The 19,443-nt window shown below is 70.2% G+C and carries 20 protein-coding genes and 1 pseudogene; 16 read left to right on the top strand and 5 right to left on the bottom strand.

The annotated features are described in order from the left end of the window. From ACRDSQ_RS20435 to ACRDSQ_RS20370, 14 genes and pseudogenes are all read left to right on the top strand, one after another. A partial coding sequence (locus tag ACRDSQ_RS20435) for a Rossmann-like domain-containing protein (protein WP_431423263.1) occupies positions 1-488 on the top strand: 488 nt, incomplete at its 5' end. Beyond that, entirely contained in the window at positions 485-1,549 is a 1,065-nt protein-coding gene (locus tag ACRDSQ_RS20430; RefSeq protein WP_431423262.1) for a PLP-dependent cysteine synthase family protein, read from the top strand. The genes ACRDSQ_RS20435 and ACRDSQ_RS20430, both read left to right, overlap by 4 nt. Then, the gene (locus ACRDSQ_RS20425) at positions 1,546-2,556 is read left to right on the top strand and encodes a dipeptide epimerase (RefSeq protein ID WP_431423261.1); all 1,011 of its coding nucleotides are present in this window, start codon (positions 1,546-1,548) and stop codon (positions 2,554-2,556) included. Before ACRDSQ_RS20430 ends, ACRDSQ_RS20425 begins: the two co-directional genes overlap by 4 nt. After that, a complete protein-coding gene (locus ACRDSQ_RS20420) occupies positions 2,553-3,722 on the top strand; it encodes an MFS transporter (protein WP_431423260.1) in 1,170 nt (389 codons plus the stop codon). The genes ACRDSQ_RS20425 and ACRDSQ_RS20420 overlap by 4 nt, the downstream gene beginning before the upstream one ends. Further along, on the top strand, positions 3,719-4,498 hold the full coding sequence (locus ACRDSQ_RS20415) for a class I SAM-dependent methyltransferase (RefSeq protein WP_431423259.1): 780 nt from the start codon (positions 3,719-3,721) through the stop codon (positions 4,496-4,498). Before ACRDSQ_RS20420 ends, ACRDSQ_RS20415 begins: the two co-directional genes overlap by 4 nt. Before the next feature lie 13 nt (positions 4,499-4,511). Beyond that, a complete protein-coding gene (locus tag ACRDSQ_RS20410; protein ID WP_431423257.1) occupies positions 4,512-6,050 on the top strand; it encodes an ABC transporter substrate-binding protein in 1,539 nt (512 codons plus the stop codon). Then, a complete protein-coding gene (locus ACRDSQ_RS20405; RefSeq protein ID WP_431423256.1) occupies positions 6,047-6,997 on the top strand; it encodes an ABC transporter permease in 951 nt (316 codons plus the stop codon). The genes ACRDSQ_RS20410 and ACRDSQ_RS20405 overlap by 4 nt, the downstream gene beginning before the upstream one ends. Next, positions 6,994-7,770, top strand: a complete 777-nt coding sequence (locus ACRDSQ_RS20400) for an ABC transporter permease (RefSeq protein ID WP_431423255.1) — start codon at positions 6,994-6,996, stop codon at positions 7,768-7,770. Before ACRDSQ_RS20405 ends, ACRDSQ_RS20400 begins: the two co-directional genes overlap by 4 nt. Next, positions 7,767-9,185, top strand: a complete 1,419-nt coding sequence (locus ACRDSQ_RS20395; RefSeq protein ID WP_431423253.1) for an ABC transporter ATP-binding protein — start codon at positions 7,767-7,769, stop codon at positions 9,183-9,185. Before ACRDSQ_RS20400 ends, ACRDSQ_RS20395 begins: the two co-directional genes overlap by 4 nt. Then, a pseudogene (locus tag ACRDSQ_RS20390) lies at positions 9,182-9,460 on the top strand (GNAT family N-acetyltransferase); the annotation flags it as partial. The gene ACRDSQ_RS20395 and the pseudogene ACRDSQ_RS20390, both read left to right, overlap by 4 nt. Before the next feature lie 44 nt (positions 9,461-9,504). Continuing rightward, the gene (locus tag ACRDSQ_RS20385; RefSeq protein ID WP_431423266.1) at positions 9,505-9,708 is read left to right on the top strand and encodes a hypothetical protein; all 204 of its coding nucleotides are present in this window, start codon (positions 9,505-9,507) and stop codon (positions 9,706-9,708) included. 202 nt (positions 9,709-9,910) lie between these two features. After that, positions 9,911-11,242, top strand: coding sequence for an MFS transporter (locus tag ACRDSQ_RS20380; RefSeq protein WP_431423252.1), 1,332 nt, complete (start codon positions 9,911-9,913; stop codon positions 11,240-11,242). A gap of 133 nt (positions 11,243-11,375) precedes the next feature. After that, positions 11,376-11,675 (top strand): DUF305 domain-containing protein, encoded by a 300-nt coding sequence (locus ACRDSQ_RS20375; RefSeq protein WP_431423251.1) that lies wholly within the window; start codon positions 11,376-11,378, stop codon positions 11,673-11,675. Positions 11,676-11,951: 276 nt separating this feature from the next. Next, positions 11,952-12,110 (top strand): hypothetical protein, encoded by a 159-nt coding sequence (locus tag ACRDSQ_RS20370; protein WP_431423250.1) that lies wholly within the window; start codon positions 11,952-11,954, stop codon positions 12,108-12,110. Positions 12,111-12,330: 220 nt separating this feature from the next. Here ACRDSQ_RS20370 and ACRDSQ_RS20365 read toward each other — a convergent pair whose 3' ends face one another. The 4 genes from ACRDSQ_RS20365 to ACRDSQ_RS20350 all read right to left on the bottom strand — a co-directional run bounded on the left by ACRDSQ_RS20365 (position 12,331) and on the right by ACRDSQ_RS20350 (position 16,463). Next, positions 12,331-12,525, bottom strand: a complete 195-nt coding sequence (locus tag ACRDSQ_RS20365) for a hypothetical protein (protein ID WP_431423249.1) — start codon at positions 12,523-12,525, stop codon at positions 12,331-12,333. Between the two features lie 79 nt (positions 12,526-12,604). Continuing rightward, positions 12,605-13,342, bottom strand: a complete 738-nt coding sequence (locus ACRDSQ_RS20360; protein WP_431423246.1) for a hypothetical protein — start codon at positions 13,340-13,342, stop codon at positions 12,605-12,607. Between the two features lie 110 nt (positions 13,343-13,452). Further along, a complete protein-coding gene (locus tag ACRDSQ_RS20355; protein ID WP_431423245.1) occupies positions 13,453-13,755 on the bottom strand; it encodes a YbaB/EbfC family nucleoid-associated protein in 303 nt (100 codons plus the stop codon). 95 nt (positions 13,756-13,850) lie between these two features. Beyond that, complete coding sequence (locus ACRDSQ_RS20350; RefSeq protein WP_431423264.1) at positions 13,851-16,463, bottom strand: valine--tRNA ligase; 2,613 nt, start codon at positions 16,461-16,463, stop codon at positions 13,851-13,853. A gap of 156 nt (positions 16,464-16,619) precedes the next feature. Here ACRDSQ_RS20350 and ACRDSQ_RS20345 point away from each other — a divergent pair, with 156 nt between their 5' ends. Next, positions 16,620-17,375 (top strand): hypothetical protein, encoded by a 756-nt coding sequence (locus ACRDSQ_RS20345; protein WP_431423243.1) that lies wholly within the window; start codon positions 16,620-16,622, stop codon positions 17,373-17,375. Positions 17,376-17,529: 154 nt separating this feature from the next. Further along, positions 17,530-18,495, top strand: a complete 966-nt coding sequence (locus ACRDSQ_RS20340) for a hypothetical protein (protein ID WP_431423241.1) — start codon at positions 17,530-17,532, stop codon at positions 18,493-18,495. A gap of 123 nt (positions 18,496-18,618) precedes the next feature. Here the strand turns inward: ACRDSQ_RS20340 and ACRDSQ_RS20335 are convergent. Beyond that, the coding region (locus ACRDSQ_RS20335; protein WP_431423239.1) for a hypothetical protein at positions 18,619-19,443 on the bottom strand (825 nt) is incomplete at its 5' end.

Raw genomic sequence — 19,443 nt, 5'->3', positions numbered from 1 at the left:
CCGCGCACCCGCACGAGACTTCCGGCGCCGAGCAGGTGACCATCCCCGCTGGGAGTTCGCTGGACAAGTCCATGGCGCGCGCGGCGGCCGTCGTCGACCTGATCGACCCGGCGCCGAACTCACGGGTGCTGGTCGTCGGCGTCGTGAACTCCCTGCTGCACCACCTGCGTGAACGCGGGCTGCCCTATGTCCCGTGCGACCTCAAGGGCGGCCGGACGGAGTGGGACGAACCGGTCGTGACCGACGTGGCGGACGCGTTGGGTGGCTGCGACATCGTGCTCGCGTCGGGGATGACCGTGGGCAACGGGAGCCTCGAAGGGCTGTTGGGCGCGGGCCGTCAAGTCGTGTTGTTCGCGCAGACCGGCAGCGCGGTGCTGCCGTGGTTCATCGGCGGCGGGGTGTCGGCGGTGTCGGCCGAGCCGTTCCCGTTCTTCTGGCTCGACGGCGGGCCGACCACGATCCACCTCTACCGCGGGGAGCCGAAGTGATCCGCGCGAACGCGCACCTGCTCGACCTCTTGGGCAAGACACCGGTCGCGTACATCGACACACCGCTGCCGCATGGGCACGGCGGTTTCTGGGCGAAGCTGGAATGCCTGAGCGCGGGCGGGATGAAGGCCCGGTCGGCGGTGGCGATGCTGCTGGCCGCGCGGGCCCGCGGTGAGCTGCGGCCGGGGGCGGCGGTGGTCGAGTCGACCAGCGGGACGCTCGGGGTCGGGTTGGCTTTCGCGGGCCAGGCGCTCGGGCACCCGGTGGTGTTGGTCGTCGACGCGGAGTTGGAACCGTCGATGCGCGCGCTTCTGCACGCCCACGGCGCCCGGCTGGAGATCGTTGACCGTCCACATCAGACCGGGGGTTGGCAGCAGGCCCGGCTCGACCGGCTGCGCGCGGTGTGCCGGGACCTGCCGGACGCGTTCTGGCCGGACCAGTACAACAACGCGGACAACCCCGCCGGGTACGCGGCGCTCGCGCGGGAACTGGTCGAGCAACTCGACCGGCTCGACGTGCTGGTGTGCAGTGTCGGCACCGGTGGACACAGCGCCGGGATCATCGAGACCCTGCGCGCGCACTGGCCGCACGTGCGGCTGGTCGGTGTGGACACGATCGGCTCGACGATCTTCGGCCAGCCCGCTCGGGCCAGGGTCATGCGCGGCCTGGGCAGCAGCATCTACCCGCGCAACGTGGCTTACGACCAGTTCGACGAGGTGCACTGGGTCGGGCCGACCGAGGTTGTCGACGCGTGCCGACGGCTCGCGCGGGACTGCTTCGTGACCGGCGGCTGGAGCACCGGCGCGGTGGCGCTGGTGTCGGCGTGGGTGGCCAGGGTCGAGGCGGGCGCGGTGGTCGCCACGGTGTTCCCGGACGGGCCGCACCGGTATCTGGGCACGATCTTCGATGACGGCTTCTGCCGTGACCGTGGCCTGTTCGGCCGCGCGGCGGACCGGCCGGTGGAGATCGGGCACGCGGAGTCGGTGGAGGTCACCGGTTGGGCGCGGTGCCGGTCGGTGACGGTGCCCAGTGCCCGCGCCGAGCTGGCGGTGCCCGCGTGAGGCTGGACTGGACGGTCTACCGCCTGGAGCTGACCACTCCCCTGCGCATCTCGCGCTCGACCATGGCTCGGCGGGACGCGGTGCGGGTGGTCGTGTCGTGCGACGGACACGTTGGCCACGGCGAGGTCGTGACCAGCGTTTACTACGGGCTCGACGTTCCGCGGATCATCGTGCTGCTCAAGGAGTTCCAGGCCGTCGCGGCCGACTTCGACGACCCTGCGGCGCTCCTGGCTGCTTTGCCTGAGATCGACGCTCCTGGGGTCACGGCGGCGGTCGACGCGGCCCTGCACGACCTGATCGGGCAGCGCCTGGGCGTGCCGGTGCGGGAACTGGTCGGCAGTCCACAGTGGAGTGACACGCCCACCGCCTACACGATCGGGATCTCGTCGCCCGAGCAGGCCGCACGGCAGGCCGCGGCGCTGGTGGCGCGAGGGTTCCGGGTGCTCAAGGTGAAGCTGGGATCGGAGCACGACGAAGCGGTGTTGGCCGCGATCCGGGCGATGGCGCCGGACGCGCGGTTGCTTCTCGACCCGAACGGCGGGTGGAGCGCCGAACACACCGTGCGGGTCATGGACCGGATGTCCGACTACGGCGTCAACGCGGTGGAGCAGCCGATCGCGCCAGGGCAGCTCGAGTCGCTGGCGTGGGTGAGTGAGCGCGTCGCGGTCCCGGTGATCGCCGATGAGGACGCCGCCACGGTGGCCGACGTGCGGGCGCTCGCGGGCGCGGTGGCTGGGGTCAACATCAAGCTCGCCAAGTGCGGCGGCCTCAGCGCGGCCCGCGAGCTCATCGCGGCAGCCCGCGAGGGTGGGATGGACGTGATGCTCGGCTGTCTGGTGGCGAGTTCACTGGGGATCGCCCCGGCCGTGCACCTCAGCGGCCAGGCCCGCTGGATCGACCTCGACGGCCACCTCCTGCTCGCCCACGACCCCTGGCAGGGCATCGGCGGCGAAGACGGCACGCTGCGGCTGACCGACGCGCCCGGCCTCGGGGTGGTCGCACGGTGAGGCGCTTTCCCCTTTCCGTGCGGCTGTTGCTGGTCAACCAGTTCGGCGTCAACACCGGCTTCTACCTGCTCATCCCCTACCTCGCCACCCACCTGACCGACGACCTCGGCATGTCCGTCGCGATGGTCGGGATCGTGCTCGGGGTGCGCACGCTGAGCCAGCAAGGCATGTTCCTCGTCGGCGGTTCGGCGTCCGATCGGCTCGGGCCGCGGCGGGTGATCATCGCCGGGTGTGCCCTGCGGACGCTCGGGTTCGGGATGTTTGCCGCGGGCGAGTCCCTGGCCATCCTGCTGGCCGCTTCCGTCCTCAGTGGACTCGCCGGCGCGCTGTTCAACCCCGCGGTCCGCGCCTACATCGCGATCGAGGCCGAAGACAAGGCCGGCGCGTTCGCGCTGTTCAACGTGTTCGCGCAGGCGGGCGCACTGCTCGGGCCGGTGCTCGGCAGCGTGCTGCTCCTGTGGGGTGACTTCCGGGTGTCCGCCCTGGTGGCGGCCGGGATCTTCGCCCTCCTGACAATCGCGCAGGCCATGGTCCTGCCCGCCAGGGCAGTGCAACCACACGACGGCACGGTCATCGGCGACTGGCGCGAATGCCTGGCGAACCGCCGGTTCATCGCGTTCACCCTGGCGCTGACCGGCATGTTCGCCCTGCAGAACCAGCTGTACCTGGTGCTCCCGATGGAGGCGAAACGCGCGACCGGCAGCGCCGCCAGTGTGGCCGCCGTGTTCCTGGTGTCCACTGTGGCCAGTCTGCTGTTCCAGGTCCGCATCACCCGGCTGCTCGGCGCCAGGATGGCGCGTGGGCGGGCGATCGCGCTCGGGTTGGCGGTGATGGGCGGCGGGTTCATCGCCACAGCGCTCGACCTCGGTGTCGCCGGGGTGTTGATCGCGACCCTCGGGCTGTCCTTCGGGGTGATGATCACGCACCCGTTCGTCTACGAGCTCATCCCCACGTTCGGCCGGGAAAACCTGGCGGGCACTTACTTCGGCATGTTCTACCTCGCCTCGGGTGTCGTCGCCGCGGGGGCCAACGCGGCCATCGGCTGGGCCAGCGAGGTGAGCAACACCCTCGCCTCGCTGGTGTGTATGGCGATCGGACTGGTCTGCGCCTGCGCCGTGCTGGTGCTGCACCGGCGCGGCGCGCTGACGAAGGAGGCCGTGGGATGAACCTGCTGACCGACAACCCCGAGCTCTACGAACAGCAATTCCCGGACCCGGACCACGTCGCCGCCCGGTTCGTCCACGACCTCGTCACCCGCTTCGACGGCGGGCCCAAGCTCCTCGACATCGGCTGCGGCACCGGCCGCGACGCCGGCTACCTGACCCGCAACGGCTACCAGGCAACGGGCCTCGACAGCTCCGAGGCCATGGTGGAGCACGCCCGCCGCCACCACGATCAGGTGGACTTCGTCGTCGGCGACATGCGCTCCTTCGCCCTGGGCCGCACGGTCGACGTCATCACCTGCCTCGACAGCGCTTTCCTCTACTGCCACACCAACCCCGACCTCAGCGCGTTCCTCACCCGCTGCCGCGAGCACCTCACCCCGGGCGGTCTGCTGATCGCCGAGATGCGCAACGGCGCCTTCTTCCTCGGCAACACCGAGCTACTCCACGGCACCCGCACCCGAACGGTGACGTGGCAAGGCGTCGACTACACCTCCCACACCACCCTGTGGATCGATCACGCCGACCAACTCCTGCTCAGACGACGCGAGTGGACGTGGACCGGCCGCGCCGAGCCGCTGGTCCAACGCTCCGCGTGGCGACTGCTGTTCCCGCAGGAGATCCGCCTGCTGCTCGACCTCGCCGGATTCGACGTGCTCGCCCTGTTCGACGAACCGGGACCACGCACGGACACACCGTGGACACCGGACGCCGAGCTCGGAGGCTCGCTGTCCGGTGACCGCCTGCACGTCGTGGCGCGCCTGCGCCCGCACCACTGAAAGGGATCTCCCCATGACCCACTTCCCCGAACTCAGCCGCCGCGGCTTCCTCGGAATCACCGCCGGGCTCTCCGTGGCCACCCTCGTGGGCTGCTCGACACCGTCGGCGACCACGGGCGCCCCGAAAGCGGGTGGACGGCTGCGTGCCGCGTTCGCGGGCGGCGGCGCCAAAGAAGTCCTCGACCCGCACCTGGCGAACCTGTTCGTCGAGGCCGCCCGGTCGAAGGCGATGTTCGACAAGCTCGCCGACCTCGGCGCCGACGTCTCCGCGCAGCCGCGCCTGGCCGAGAAGTGGGAGCCCAACGCCGACCTGACCCGCTGGCGGATCACCCTGCGCCAGGCCGTGTTCCACGACGGCAAGCCGGTGCGCGCCCAGGACGTGCTCGCCAGCTACGCCCGCATCCTCGACCCGAAGCGCGCGTTCCGCGCCAAGTCGAGCCTGTCGCTGATCGACCTGCCGAACAGCAAGACGATCGACGACCGGACCGTCGAGTTCGCGCTGAAACGCCCGTTCATCGAATTCCCCAACGCGCTGGCCGCGTTCGGCGCCTACATCATCCCCGAGGGCACCGAGGACTTCACCAAACTGGTCGGCTCGGGCCCGTTCAGCTTCGTCTCGTTCGAGCCGGGCAAGTCCGTGCTGCTGAAGAAGAACCCCCAGTACTGGGAGGGCGCTCCGCACCTCGACGAGCTGCACTTCGTGATCGCCAACGAGGAGTCGGCGCGGACGAACGCGCTGCTCGGCGGCCAGGTCGAGTACGCCCACGACCTCACCCCGACCACCGCGCGGGCGCACGGCTCAAGTGACCGGATGACGATCGTCCGCTCCCCCAACAGCGCGGTGCAAGCGTTTGCGATGAAGCTCGACCGGGCGCCGTTCAACAACCGCGACCTGCGTGAGGCGATGTACCTGCTGGCCGACCGGGCGCAGCTGGTCGAGTCGACCCTGGCGGGCAGCGGGCAGATCGGCAACGACCTGTTCGGCAAGGGTTCGCAGTACTACGCCGGTGACCTCCCGCAGCGCACCCGCGACCTGGACAAGGCCAAGCACCTGATCCGCAAGGCGGGCGCCGAGGGCATGACCATCAAGCTCGACACGTCCACCGCCGCGGCCGGGATGGTGGAGGCGGCCACGATCTTCGCCGATCAGGTCAAGGGATCGGGGCTGACGATCGAGGTTGTCACGGGCAACAAGGACACCTACTGGGCCGACACGCTCAAGAACGGCTCCATGTCGAGCTTCCGCTCCGGCGCGATGCCGATCGAGACGCACATCGCGCAGCGGCTGCTGAGCACCTCGGGCACCAACGTCACCAAGTGGACCCGGCCCGAGTTCGACGCGCTGTATCAGAAGGCGGTGTCCACGGCGGACGAGAAGGCGCGCGGCGCGGTGTACGCGGAGATGCAGCGCTCGCTGCACGCCGAGGGCGGCTACCTGATGTGGGGCTTCGCGGACTGGATCGTCGGCACCGCCCGCAACGTCAGCGGTGTGGCGACGGCACCGGCGAACACGCTGGACTGGGCGCGGTTCGACAAGGTGTGGCTCGGGTGAGTCTTGGCCGCTACGCGGTGAACCGGCTGGCCTTCGGGGTCATCCAGGTCATCGCCGTCGCCACCGTGGTGTTCCTCCTGGTGCAGGCCTTGCCAGGGGACGCCGCGGTGGCGCTCGCCGGAGACGACCCCGATCCGGAGCGGATCGAGCAGATCCGCACGGCGATGGGTCTCGACCGGCCGCCGCTGGAACGGTTCGGCGCCTGGCTGTGGGGCTTGGCGCACCTGGACTTCGGCGTCTCGATCGTCTCGGGCAGGCCGGTCTCGGCCTTCCTCGCCAACGGCCTCGCGCCGACGGCGGTGCTCGCGGTGCTGACTCTGGTGCTCCTGGTCCCGCTGTCGGTCATGGTCGGGGTGCTGGCCGCGCTGCGTGAGGGCAGCAGGCTGGATCGGGTGCTGACGTCGATCAGCGTGGGGCTGCACTCGATTCCGGAGTTCGCGCTGGCGGTCGTGTTGATCGCGCTGTTCGGGGTGCACCTCGCCTGGCTGCCGCCGACCGCGGTGGGGGTCGGCGGAGATCTGCTGGGCCACCCTGAGGTGCTGGTGCTGCCGCTGGTCGTGCTGCTGGCCCGGCCGATCTGCTCGATCAGCAGGCTGGTCCGCGCGGGCATGATCGAGGCGCTGTCGTCGGACTACGTCCGGCACGCGCGCAGGCTCGGGCTCAGCGTCGGCCGGGTCCGCTTCGCGCACGCCCTGCCGAACGCGCTCGCGCCCGCCGTCCAGCAGGTCGCACGCACGACGGACTGGCTGCTCGGCGGGGTGATCGTGGTGGAGGCGGTGTTCGTCATCCCGGGTCTGGGCACGACGCTCGTCGACGCGGTCGCGAGCCGCGATCTGCCTGTCGTGCAAGGGCTCGCGGTGGTGTTCGCCGTGACGACCGTCGCGGTGAACCTGATCGCCGACCTCGTCGCGTTCCGGCTGTCGCCGCGGGCGGTGGGGGTCCGATGAGGCGGTTCGGGGTGGGTGGGCTGCTGATCGCGGTCCCGCTGCTGCTGGCGCTGATCGGGCCGCTGTTCGTGCCCGAGGCCCAGACCCGGGGCGCACCGTTCATGCCGGACCACTTCCTTGGCACCGACTTTGTCGGGCGGGACGTGTGGCACCAGGTGCTGGCCGGTGGGCAGTCGGTGGTCCTGGTGGCGCTGCTGGCCACGGCGGGGGCGTACGTCGTCGGCGTGCCGTGGGGTGTGCTGGCGGCGACGTCGCGGGTGCGGGTCGTCGACGAGGTGCTGATGCGACCGCTGGATCTGCTCCTGGCGATTCCGTCGCTGCTGGTCCTGATCCTGCTGGCCACGATCGCCGGGCAGGGCATCGCGGTGATCGTCGGGATCGTGACGCTGATCAATTTCCCTGATGTCGCACGGATCTCGCGGGCAGCGGCCTTGGAGATCGCCGGGCGGCCCGCACTGGAAGCCATGCGGCTGCAGGGCGAGTCGTGGTGGCGGAAGTCGATCGTCTACATCGGACGGTCCATGGTGCGGACGCTCGCGGCGGACGTGGGTGTCCGGCTGACCGGCGCGCTGTATTTGGTGGCGTCGGCGAGCTTCCTCGGGATCGGGGTGGCGCCGGACGCGGCGGACTGGGCGGTGATGGTCGACCGCAACCGCGGCGGGCTGTTCCTGCAGCCCCTGGCCGTGGTGGCGCCCGCGCTGCTGATCGTGGCGCTGTCGATCGGGCTGAACCTGGTGTTCGACAAGGCTTTGCGGAAGGAGGCGCGGACGTGACAGTCGTGCATGTGGAGGGTCTGCGCGCCGAGACGGACACCCGGACCCTGGTCGATGGGGTGAGTTTCGCGCTGACGGCCGGGCGGGTGTTGGCGCTGGTCGGCGAGTCGGGCAGCGGGAAGACGACGACCGGGCTGGCGCTGCTGGGCGAGCACGCGGCGGGGGTGCGGGTCAGTGGAAGCGTGACCGTGCGCGGGACCGCCGGGTTCGTGCCGCAGCACCCGTCGGCCGCGCTCAATCCGGTTCGCCGCATCAGCGCGGTGTTCCGCGAGATCGGCGACGAAGCGGCGATCGCCACCGCGCTGCGGCGGGCGCGGGTGCCCGAGGAGTTGCTTGACCGGTATCCGCACCAGCTTTCCGGCGGGCAGCAGCAGCGGGTCGTGCTCGCCCAGATCCTGGTGCGGGAGCCCGCCGTGATCATCGCCGACGAGCCGACGACCGGGCAGGACGCCATCACCCGCGCGGAGATCACCGCCGAGTTGGCGGAGGTCGCGCGCCAGGGTGTGGCGGTGGTGATCCTGACCCACGACCTCGACGTGGTGCGGGCGCTGGCCGACGAGATCGTGGTGCTGCGGGCGGGTCGGGTGGTCGCGGCTGGTCCGGCCGACGAGGTGCTGACCTCGCCGCGTGACGACTACACGCGGGCGCTGATCGAGGCCCAGCCCCAGATCCAGGTGCCGCCCGCCGCCGTGGAGCGGGAACCGCGGCTGGACGTGCGGGAGTTGAGCGCCCGGCACCGGTCGGCGGAGGTGCTGCACAAGGTGACCGTGGCCGCCGGGGCAGGCGAGTGTCTCGGCGTGGTCGGGCGTTCCGGCAGCGGCAAGACCACCCTCGCCCGCTGCGTGGTGGGGCTGCACTCCACTTGGGACGGAACGATCCTGGTGGACGGGGCCCCGCCCCAGCTGACGGGCGTGCAGTACGTCTTCCAGGACGCCCGCGCGTCATTCGACGAGCACCGGACGGTGCTGGACCAGATCTCCCGGACCGCCGTGCGCCTGCGTGGCGCCTCGAAGGCCGAGGCGTCCGCTCTCGCGCTGGAGGAGTTGGCAAGAGTCGGGATCAGCCCGGAGACGGCCCGTCGGCGCCCGGCGGGCCTGTCCGGGGGCGAACTGCAGCGGGCCGCGCTCGTCCGGGCGCTGCTCGCCCGGCCGGAGGTTCTGGTGTGCGACGAGATCACGTCCGGGCTCGACACCATCACCCAGGCCGGCCTGCTCGACCTGCTCGCGGGCTTACCGTGCACGGTCGTCCTGATCAGCCACGACCTCGGCGTCGTGTCCCGACTGGCCGACCGGATCGTCGTGCTGGACAAGGGGAAAGTCGTCGAACACGGCGACGCCCACGACGTCCTGAGGGACCCGCGGCACCCCGTGACCATCGGCCTGCTCGGCCACACCATCAAGGAAGCGCACCCATGAGCCCGTACGACATCCGCCAGGCCCGCGAAGCCGACCTCGACGGCGCCCGCGGCGTCATGTTCGACACCTTCTACCGCGAATTCGGCTACGGCTACCGGCCCGAATGGCACGCCGACGCCGTCGACCTGCGCGGCGCCTACCTGGAACCACCGCGGCACGCCCTTTTCGTGGCGGCGAAGGGCGACGAGATCGTCGCCACGACAGGGGTTCGCGCGGTCGCGCCCGCGAGCCCACCGCACCCGGCGTGGCTGGCCGCGCGGTACGCGGGTGGGAAGACCGCGCAGCTGTTCCGGGTGTACGTGCGGCCGGAACACCGGCGGTGTGGGCTGGGGAGCTGGTCAGGGCGGCCACCGAGTTTGTGGCGAACGAGCCGGGGTATTCGGTGCTGTACCTGCACACGGACACGCGGGTGCCGGGGGCGGAGGGGTTCTGGCGGTCGGTCGCCACGGAGGTGTACGACAACCGGGACGGCGATCCGATCGGGTTCCAGACGGTGCACTTCGAGATCCCGCTGGGCCGCTGAGGTCAACCGGGGACCGCTCAGCCCCAGGTCGGGCAGTGCGCCACCGCCGACCGCGTGGGCGGTGATCGGCCGCGGAACAACTGTGTTGCTGCTGCAGGCGTTGTGTATTTGCACCGTCGTCGCAAACCGGTTTCCCGAATACAGTCGGGCGCAAGCGGGATGAGGGGACTTGCGAATGGTGGCGTCCGTCTTTTCCAACCGAGTGTTCCGGCATCTTTTCGCGGCGCAGGTGATCGCGTTGCTCGGCACCGGATTGGCGACGGTCGCATTGGGGTTGCTGGCCTATGACCTCGCCGGAATGAGCGCCGGGGCGGTGCTCGGAACACTGCTGGCCATCAAGATGGCGGCGAACGTGCTGATCGCCCCGATCGTGACCGCGTTCGCCGATCGGTTGCCGCGCCAGGCTTTCCTGGTCTCGATGGACGCGGTCCGCGCCGGGGTGGCGCTGGCGCTGCCGTTCGTCGGCGCGGTGTGGCAGGTGTTCGCCTTGGTGATCGTCCTGCAGGTCGCGTCGGCGGCGTTCACGCCGACCTTCCAGGCGGTGATCCCCACCGTGCTGCCCGAGGAGCGCGACTACACCCGCGGGTTGTCCCTGTCGCGTCTGGCATACGACCTCGAAGGTTTGCTCAGCCCGATCCTGGCGGCCGCGTTGCTCACGGTCGTGGGGTTCTCCTGGCTGTTCGTCGGAACCGCTGTCGGTTTCGCCGCCTCGGCTGCCCTGGTGCTCACCATCGCGCTGCCCACTGAGGCGCGTGCGGCGCACAGTGGCGGCGCCTATGCGCGCACCATCCGCGGCACGTGGATCTACCTGGCCACCCCGAGGTTGCGCGCCCAACTCGGGTTGAACCTCGCCGCCGCGGCGGCCGGGTCGATGGTCCTGGTCAACACCGTGGTCCTCGTCCGCGGCGACCTCGGCTTCGGCGACACCGCCGTCGCGGTCGCTCTCGGGGCGTTCGGCGGCGGGTCGATACTCGCCGCACTGCTGCTCCCTCGCGTCCTGGACCGCACCGGCGACCGCTCGGTGATGATCGCCGCCGCCGCGTCGCTCAGCGGACTGCTCATCGTCCTCGGCGTGGTCTACGCCTCCGCGTCCACGGCCCGGTGGGCGGTGCTGCTGCTTGGGTGGGCACTGCTCGGCGGCGCGTACTCGCTGGTGCTGACCCCGGTCGGGAGGCTCATCCGCCGCTCGGCGAACCCGGCCGACTACCCGGTCCTCTTCGCCGCGCAGTTCGCGCTCTCCCACGCGGGGTGGCTACTCACCTACCTGCTCGCCGGGCTCCTCGGCGACACCATCGGCGCCGCCCCGGCCATGTTCGTCCTCGGGGTGATCGCCGCGGGCGGTTGGGCCTACGGCACGCGAACGTGGTCGCGGCACGACAGCGCCGACCTCGAGCACATCCACCACGACCTCGACCACGACCACCCGCACCTCACCGACGCCCACCCCACCCACCGGGGGTGGCGCCACGCCCACCACTACGTCATCGACGACTCGCACCGACGCTGGCCCGCCGACGACACCGCCTTAAGGTGAACGCACCGCAGCATCGTTCGACCCGCGAGGACACCATGCCCAGCCCCGAGACCGCGTCCGCGCCGTCCACATCGGACCGACCGCCGCGCGCCGTCCTGATGGTGGGGCTGGCTCTGACACCTACATGCGCTGGATGAAAGCCACCGGCCACCACGGCGACGGCGGTGACGGCGGCGTGAAAGCCATGCCCGGCATGGCCACCCGCGACGAGATCGCTCGCCTGCGCACCCTCACCGGCACCGAACTCGACGTCTACTTCCCGCAACTCATGCTGCGCCACCAACGAGGCGGCCTCCCCATGGCCACCAATCCGGCCGAGCACCGTCCGCAACCTCGCCGACAAGATCGCCAAAGCCCAAACCCACGAAAACGCGGTCATGACCGCCATGCTCACCGAACGCGGCGCGACACCACTACCCGGCTGAGGGCTTGAACACCTGGGCACACCGGAGCAGTCTCAGCAGACAGCCGATGCGAGGTGAGCGCGATGCGACAGTCCGACAGGACGATCGGGGTGACGATCCTGATCGTCGCCGCCACTGTCCTGCTCCTGTGGGTCGCCTACCAGACCGCCATCCGCTTCTGACCGCTCGGTTCGCCCACGACATATGGCGACATCGGTTAGACTTTTGATTGCCATTCGCCAAATCTGTTCCTCATCGGCTCGTGGGCGACCGGACCCGATGCCACCGAGCGCGCGACCACGGAGTTGCGGAAGGCGGAAGCCAAGCGCGATGTCGAGCAGATCGCCGCGCTGCAACTGGACATGATCAACGTCGACGCGGGCAACGGGCACCGTCACGTCCAGTTCCAGCAGGGTGCCGCCCCCGACGGCGAACCCGACGGGTCGGGCCGCCGAACCCCCTGATCCGGCCGACTCAGCTCGCGGGCAGGGCAGCGATACGCGCGGTGATCCGCTCGATCTCCGCCGCTCAGGTGTGGTCCGCACGGAAGCGGCGAATCTCGGTGACCCACGTCGAGTCGCGCTGAGCCGTCAACCCCGGACCAGCCACACCCCGTGCTCCTCACAGCGCCGCAGTGACGAACTCGGGTTGACCAGGGCTGGAGCCGAGGTGCTCGGCCGGCTGTCAACCCGCGCCATTCGGTGTCGGTGCGGTCGCGGTAGTCGTCGTCCTCGTCATCGATCTCGACCACGGCGCCGCGTCCAGGCTGATGATCCGCTCCCACGCCTGCTCGGGACGCAACTCGCCCGCCGACTCCGACGTGCCGAGGACCTCCAGACCCGCCGAGCGCAGCACCGCCTCACGTCCGCTGCCGTCCATCCCATGCCTCTCGAATCGGGACTACCCATCAGGAAGAACCCAATCGGGGGCGTCCTCGATCTCGGCGATGACCTCGTGGTCATCCGAAGAAGTCGACCATCTCGGCGACCGTTTCCCGCAGCGCGGCCCGCCTAGCCTGAACCCCACCACCGAGATTGATCCCGTCCCGCAACACGGTGAGGCGCTCGATCACGTCCGGTTCGCCGTCTTCCAGAGCCTCGATGTTCGGTTCCGCGACGAGGTCGAAGAACTCCGCCAAGCGTGCCTGGAACTCACGGTCCTCGACCGCCGATTCCGGAAACTCCCACGACCGCACCACGAACCGCTCGGCATCCTCGATGAACCAACCAACCAGGTCACCATCGCCGACCACCACCGAGCAGCCTTCGGCTACCTCAAGCCGAGTCTCCGCACCTGACGCGATGGCCCCATAGGCGCACACGAGTGTCCCGTCGGCACCGAACATGCGCGTCGTCGCCGGCACCTGGTCGAACGGGTCCGACCTGGTCGACCGGAGAGTGCCCGGCGTCGACGGCAGGGCCCGCCACCGTGCCAGCGGCTCCGCGAGATCGGCGTTGACCTCGGGGATATGCAGCCAGACACTCTCCAACACCCGCTCCGACGGCGAGAACCGCAGCTCGTCATGCTCGGACTGGTACCAGTTGCCGCTGCCCACAGTGGCCAGCACGTGGCGCTCGTGGGCCGCTCCGTCCTGGCACGGGCTCACCATCAGCGACCGGCTTCCGATGATCAGACGTGGTGCGACCGCGAGGCCGCGACCTGGGCGTACTTCGAACCGACCGATGGATTCCGACACAGGCTCCACCCTATTGGGGAAGGATCTGGATGGCGGGCGGAACGGTCCCGCCATCCGGTGTCGGGATCGTCCCGTTGACGATCATGTCGTGGGTGATGGGCATCCCAGGATCAGCCAGCTACCTGGTCGGAGATGCGGGCCTGGGCTTTGCGCATGGTGTTGAGGACCAGCTCGGCCATCCGGGTGGCCGGCAGGCGCTTGAGGTCCTCGGTGAACTGGAGATCCTTGATCGCGCCCGCGGAGTCGACGGTGACCTGGATCGAGCCGTCGCCGGCCGACTCGGTGGCGGTGACCGCGGTGACCTCGCGCTCCATGGCCGAATAGCGTTCGGCCTTGGCTTGGATGTCGGCGGCCCACTGGTCGAGGCTGGCGTTGGTGGTTGCCGCGTCGACGCCGAAGACTGGCTCGGTCACTGGTGCGCTCCCCACAAGATCGACGTCCGGTTCGATCGACAGTACCGATCTCGCCTGTGACCGTGTGGTGATTCGCGTAGTTGGGTGCCCTTATCTCAGCTTGCCGGAAGGGCGGCGATCCGGGCCGTGACGCGCTCGATCTCCGCCGCCGCGACGTCCCGGCGGCCCTGGATCTTCGCCACGACATCCGCGGGCGCCTTGTCGGTGAACTTGGGGTTGCCGAGTTTGGCCTCGCACTGGGCGAGTTCCTTCTCCGCCGCCGTCAGGTCCTTGGTGAGGCGCTTGCGTTCCGCCACCAGGTCGACCGTGCCGGACAGGTCCAGTTCCACCGTCACCGTGCCGCCCGCCAGCGGGACCTCCAGGGACGCGCTCGGTTCGAACGCCTTACCGGGGGCGTCCAGGCGGGCCAACGCCGTCACGGCGGACGCATGGGCCGACAGGCCGGCTCCGTCCACACCGGACAGACGAGCGGGGACCTTCTGGCCCGGCTTCAATCCCTGGTCCGCGCGGAAGCGGCGGATCTCGGTGATCAGCTTCTGCACACCCTCGACCCGACGCGAGGCATCCGGGTCCGGGGTGGCGCCGGATGTCGTGGGCCAGTCGGTGATGACGATGGATTCCTTGCCCGTCAACGACTTCCACAGAACCTCGGTGACGAACGGGATGACCGGGTGCAGCAGCCGCAGAACCTTGTCGAGCACGTGCCCGAGGACCGCCCGGGTCGCGTCCGCACGCGCGCCGCCCTCGGCGATCTGGACCTTCGCCAGTTCCAGATACCAGTCGCAGTACAGGTCCCACGTGAAGTGGTACAGCGCGTCGCAGAGCTTGGCGAACTGGAAGTCGTCGAACAGGGTGTCCACGTCGGACACCAGGGCGTCGGCCTGGTCGAGGATCCAGCGGTCCGCGTCGGTCAGGTCGACCCGGTCCGGCACCTCGACCGCGGTGGTGGCGCCGTTCATCAGGGCGAAACGGCTGGCGTTCCACAGCTTCGTGCAGAAGTTTCGCGAGCCGCCCGCCCACTCCTCGGCCAGCGCCATGTCGCTGCCGGGGTTCGCGCCGCGGGCCAGGGTGAACCGGGTGGCGTCGGCGCCGAAGCGGTCGAGCCAGTCCAGCGGGTTGATGACGTTGCCGCGCGTCTTGGACATCTTCTTGCCCTGCGTGTCGCGGATCAGGCCGTGCAGGTAGATGTGGTCGAACGGCTGCACACCGTCCATGGCGTACAGGCCGAACATCATCATCCGGGCGACCCAGAAGAAGAGGATGTCGTAGCCGGTCGACAGGACGCTGGTCGGATAGAACTTCGCCAGGTCCGAGGTCTGCGTCGGCCAGCCCAGCGTGGAAATGGGCCACAGGGCCGAGGAGAACCACGTGTCGAGGACGTCGGGGTCCTGCGTCCAGCCCTCGCCGGTGGGCGGCTCCTCGTCGGGACCGACGCAGACGACCTTGTCGTTGGGGCCGTACCAGACCGGGATTCGGTGGCCCCACCACAGCTGGCGCGAGATCGTCCAGTCGTGCATGTTGTCGACCCAGTCGAAGTAGCGCTTCGCCAGCTCCGGCGGGTGCACCTCGGTGCGGCCGTCGCGCACGGCGTCGCCCGCGGCCTGGGCCAGCGGCTGCACGTTGACCCACCACTGCATCGACAGCCGCGGCTCGACCACGGTGTCGCAGCGCGAGCAGTGGCCGACCGAGTGCAGGTACGGCCGCTTCTCCGCGACGATCCGGCCCTCGGCGCGCAGCGCGGCGACGACGGCGGGACGCGCCTCGAACCGGTCGAGGCCCAGGAACGGGCCGTGCGTGGTGATGACCGCGGCCTCGTCCATGATCGTGACGGACGGCAGGCTGTGCCGCTGACCGATCTCGAAGTCGTTGGGGTCGTGCGCCGGGGTGACCTTGACCGCGCCGGTGCCGAACTCCGGGTCGACGTGCTCGTCGCCGACGATCGGGATCTCACGGCCGGTCAGCGGCAGCACGACATAGGTGCCGATGAGGTGCTTGTAGCGCTCGTCCTCGGGGTGCACGGCCACCGCCGTGTCGCCGAGCATCGTCTCCGCGCGGGTGGTCGCCACGACGATGGCGTTATCGCCGTCGCCATAGCGGATCGAGATCAGCTCGCCCTCGTCGTCGGAGTGGTCGACCTCGATGTCCGACAGCGCGGTGCGGCAGCGCGGGCACCAGTTGATGATGCGCTCGGCGCGGTAGATCAGGCCGTCCTCGAACAGCTGCTTGAAGATCGTCTGCACGGCGCGGGACAGGCCCTCGTCCATGGTGAACCGCTCGCGCGTCCAGTCGATGCCGTCGCCGAGGCGGCGCATCTGGTCGAGGATCTTGCCGCCGTACTCGGCCTTCCACTCCCACACGCGCTCGACGAACTTCTCCCGGCCCAGGTCGTGCCGGGACAGGCCCTCGCCCGCGAGCTGGCGCTCGACGACGTTCTGCGTCGCGATGCCGGCGTGGTCCATGCCGGGCAGCCACAGCACCTCGAAGCCCTGCATCCGCTTGCGGCGGGTCAGCGCGTCCATGACGGTGTGGTTGAGGGCATGGCCCATGTGCAGGCTGCCGGTGACGTTCGGCGGCGGCAGCACGATGGTGAACGGCGGCTTCTCACTCGACGCCTCGGCGGTGAAGTAGCCGGCGTCTACCCAGCCCTGGTACAGCTCCGCCTCTACCGCGGCAGGCTCCCAGGCCTGCGGGAGGTCGGTGGTCTGCATGGCTGGGGTCTGAGTCACGGTTCCAGAGTCTACGAAGGTCGGTAACGGCCGGTCGAAGCGGGCGTTGAGCCGATCAGCCGTCCTTACATCCGGAGGTCATCTCGGCGGCACCCCGAGGTCACCGGCATGCCGCTTGACCGTTCTAGCGTCCGCACCATGCGAAGGGTTCCGGTCGGCGCGGTGGTGCTAGCCGGCGCCATGGTCTTCATGTTCATCCTGACGAACCTGGCGGGCTGGTTCGGTGACGGCGCCCCACGCGAGACCGTGCCCGCGGACCCCGCGCGTCCCTTCGCCGGGACGCCCGCCCAGGACTGGGCCGATGGCGACGCCGGGATCGTGATTCCCCCGATCGAGGCCGTCGGCACCCACTCGACCGAGGCGATCGCCGATGCCTACGCCCGCGCCCGCGAGGTCGTGGCCGCGGCGATGCTGGAGCCCGCGGTGATCATGGGCGTGGACTACGAGCCCTACCTGCGGCTGTTCGCCGAGGGCGACCAGGAGAGCCTGCGCGCGGTCCTCGCCGACCCCGAGCGGGTCGACCGGTTCGTGGTCCGGCTCGGCCCCGACACGACCCTGCTGCCCGTCCCGCCGAAGGTGCGCGGCCGCATGTGGGCGGAATCGGGCGGAACGGGAAAGCTGCTGGTCAAGACCCGGTTCGTGGTGGTCTACCCGCTGCACACCGACGAGGGTCCGCAGGTCCAAGTCGCGCGCCTGGACATGGACCTGACCGTGGTCGGCGAGGGCAGGCCCGTGGCCGACCGCGGCGTCTGGCTCAACGAGACCCAGGGTTACCCCGCGGAGTGTGGCCACCCGAGTGGCGGCGTCAACGCCATCACAGGTGGAGGGGGCCTTCCGGACGCACTGTTCGACCCCGATCGGCCTATCGACCCCGGATCCTCCTGCCCTCGATGACCGCTGGTCTGGCTTCGACCGCCGTTCACCGCAACGCACGTTCCGCTGGTGGGCGCGTTGCTAACACCACCCGTTGACACATCGATGTGCTCAACACGAGCAGTCGTCAGTCGAGCCAGGCCGGAAACGGTGCTGGAGCGCCCTTGGGGGGCCGGTGGATCAACGTGAGTTCGGCGATCACGCGGCGTTGAGAGACGCCGAGTGGCGCGACCGTGTGCGGGCGTCGGCTCGGGCCGACGTGCGGGCCATGGTGCGGGCCACACGCCGCCGCAAGCTGGAGCGCTGGCTGGTCACCTCGATGGTGCTCGTGGCCATCGTCGCCGTGCTGATGCTGATGGTCCGCGTCGGCATGTTCGACCGGGTGCTCGCCAAGACCGAGGAGCCGGGGGCGGCGTCCGCGCCGGTCATCTCCGACCGCCTCGCCGCCGACACCGACCGCCCGTTCGACCACACCCCCGCCTCGGGCTGGACCGACGGCGCCGCGGGGATCGTGGTGCCGCCCGCGATGCAGGTCGGCGAGTTCACCAAGGAGCAGGTCGCGTCGGCCACCGCCCTGGTGCGCGACGCCCTGGTCGCCAGCAGGCTCGAACCCCTGCTGCTCGTCCAGCACGACCCGTCCCGCTACCTGTCCCTGCTCGCGCCGGACGCGCGCAAGCAGCTGGCGCCGCTGTTCGGCACCGGCAACGAACCGCAGGCGCAGGCCCTGGTGAGCCTGGTGTCGAAGGGCAGCCCGCTGCTGCCGGTCGAACCGAAGGTCAACGGCCGGATGTGGGCCGAGGCCGGTGGGCCGGGCGAGTTGGTGGTGCACACCAACTACGTGTTCGCCTACGCGTTCGAGGGACCCCAGACGACGGACCCGATGGACAGCGTCGTCGTTGTCCGCGCCGAGGTCGACTACGTGCTGCGCTCCGGCGGCCGGTGGACCGCGGGCAGCCAGGGCCTCTGGTACGGCGGGGTCGGCGGCTACGGCTACTCCATCTCGTGCGTGGAGTACAAGAAGGGCTTCCTCGCCCCGGCGTTCCGCGACGGCGACAAGATCCACCGGGTCCCCCGCCGCGACCGCGACACCTACTTCGACCCCACCGCTCCCCTACCCGCCGAGAGCGGCTGCCCAACCTGACCCGCGAGTCCCCACCTCCCGACAGTGACTTCCCACTTCTCGACAGTGAGTTCTCATCTCGCTCTGGCCCGTCCTGTGGACAACTCGGCCCGAAGTGGGAACTCACTGTCGGGAGGTGAGAACTCACTGTCGGGAAGTGGGGACTCGCGGGAGGATTGCGGACTGGACGTGGTCGAAGCCGAGGGCGGATTTGAGGTCGCCGTCGAGGAAGGCCTGTTCGGGGACCGCGACCGTGCGACCCGCGGTGGGCTCGAAGACCAGCAGCACACCGCGCTCGTGCCCGACGACCATTACGTAGTGGCGCGGTACGATCCCGCCGACCAGCAGCGGGACCGGGTGGCCCTCGTCGACCGCGGCCATCACCTCGCGCAGCGTGCGGGAGATCTCGCGGCGGTCGGTGTCGTCGACGAGCCGCCAGTCGTACCGGGCGCCGATATGGCGGGTCAGGTAGGCGGCGACACCCTTGGGTGAGGTGCCCACGGCCTGCGGGTACACGACGTTCGTCTCGTTGTGGACCACCGCGCGCTCGGCGGCGAAAGCCGGTTGGAAGTCGTCGCGGGTGAGGGTCAGGGCGTAGACCGGGTCGTGTTCGGCGCGGGCGACGATGAGGACCGTGGTGCCGCAGGTCGTGGCCTCGTACTGGCGCACGGCGACGCCCATCCGGCTCTGCGCGACCTCGTCGCCCCGGTCGACCAGCGACAGCCGCGACCGCAGCCACGTTTCGTCCCGGCCGCGGATGGTTTCGGCGAACCCTCGCAGGACCTCGACGCCGTGGCCCGCGCCGACCGCCTTGAACAGCCACGCGCGCTCCGCGTCGGAGGACGCCGACGCCAGCAGCTCCGCCACCTCCGCCGACTTCGCCGCGCCCAGCCGGGCGAGTTGGGTCAGCCCGAACAGGCCGGGGTCGTAGCGGGCGGACTCCAGCCCGATGTCGGCGAGCGCGACCGC

This window comes from Actinokineospora sp. (assembly GCF_050699995.1).
Lineage (GTDB): Bacteria > Actinomycetota > Actinomycetes > Mycobacteriales > Pseudonocardiaceae > Actinokineospora.
The sequence above is the reverse complement of the archived record's forward strand: the minus strand, read 5'-3'. Positions and strand labels throughout refer to the sequence as shown.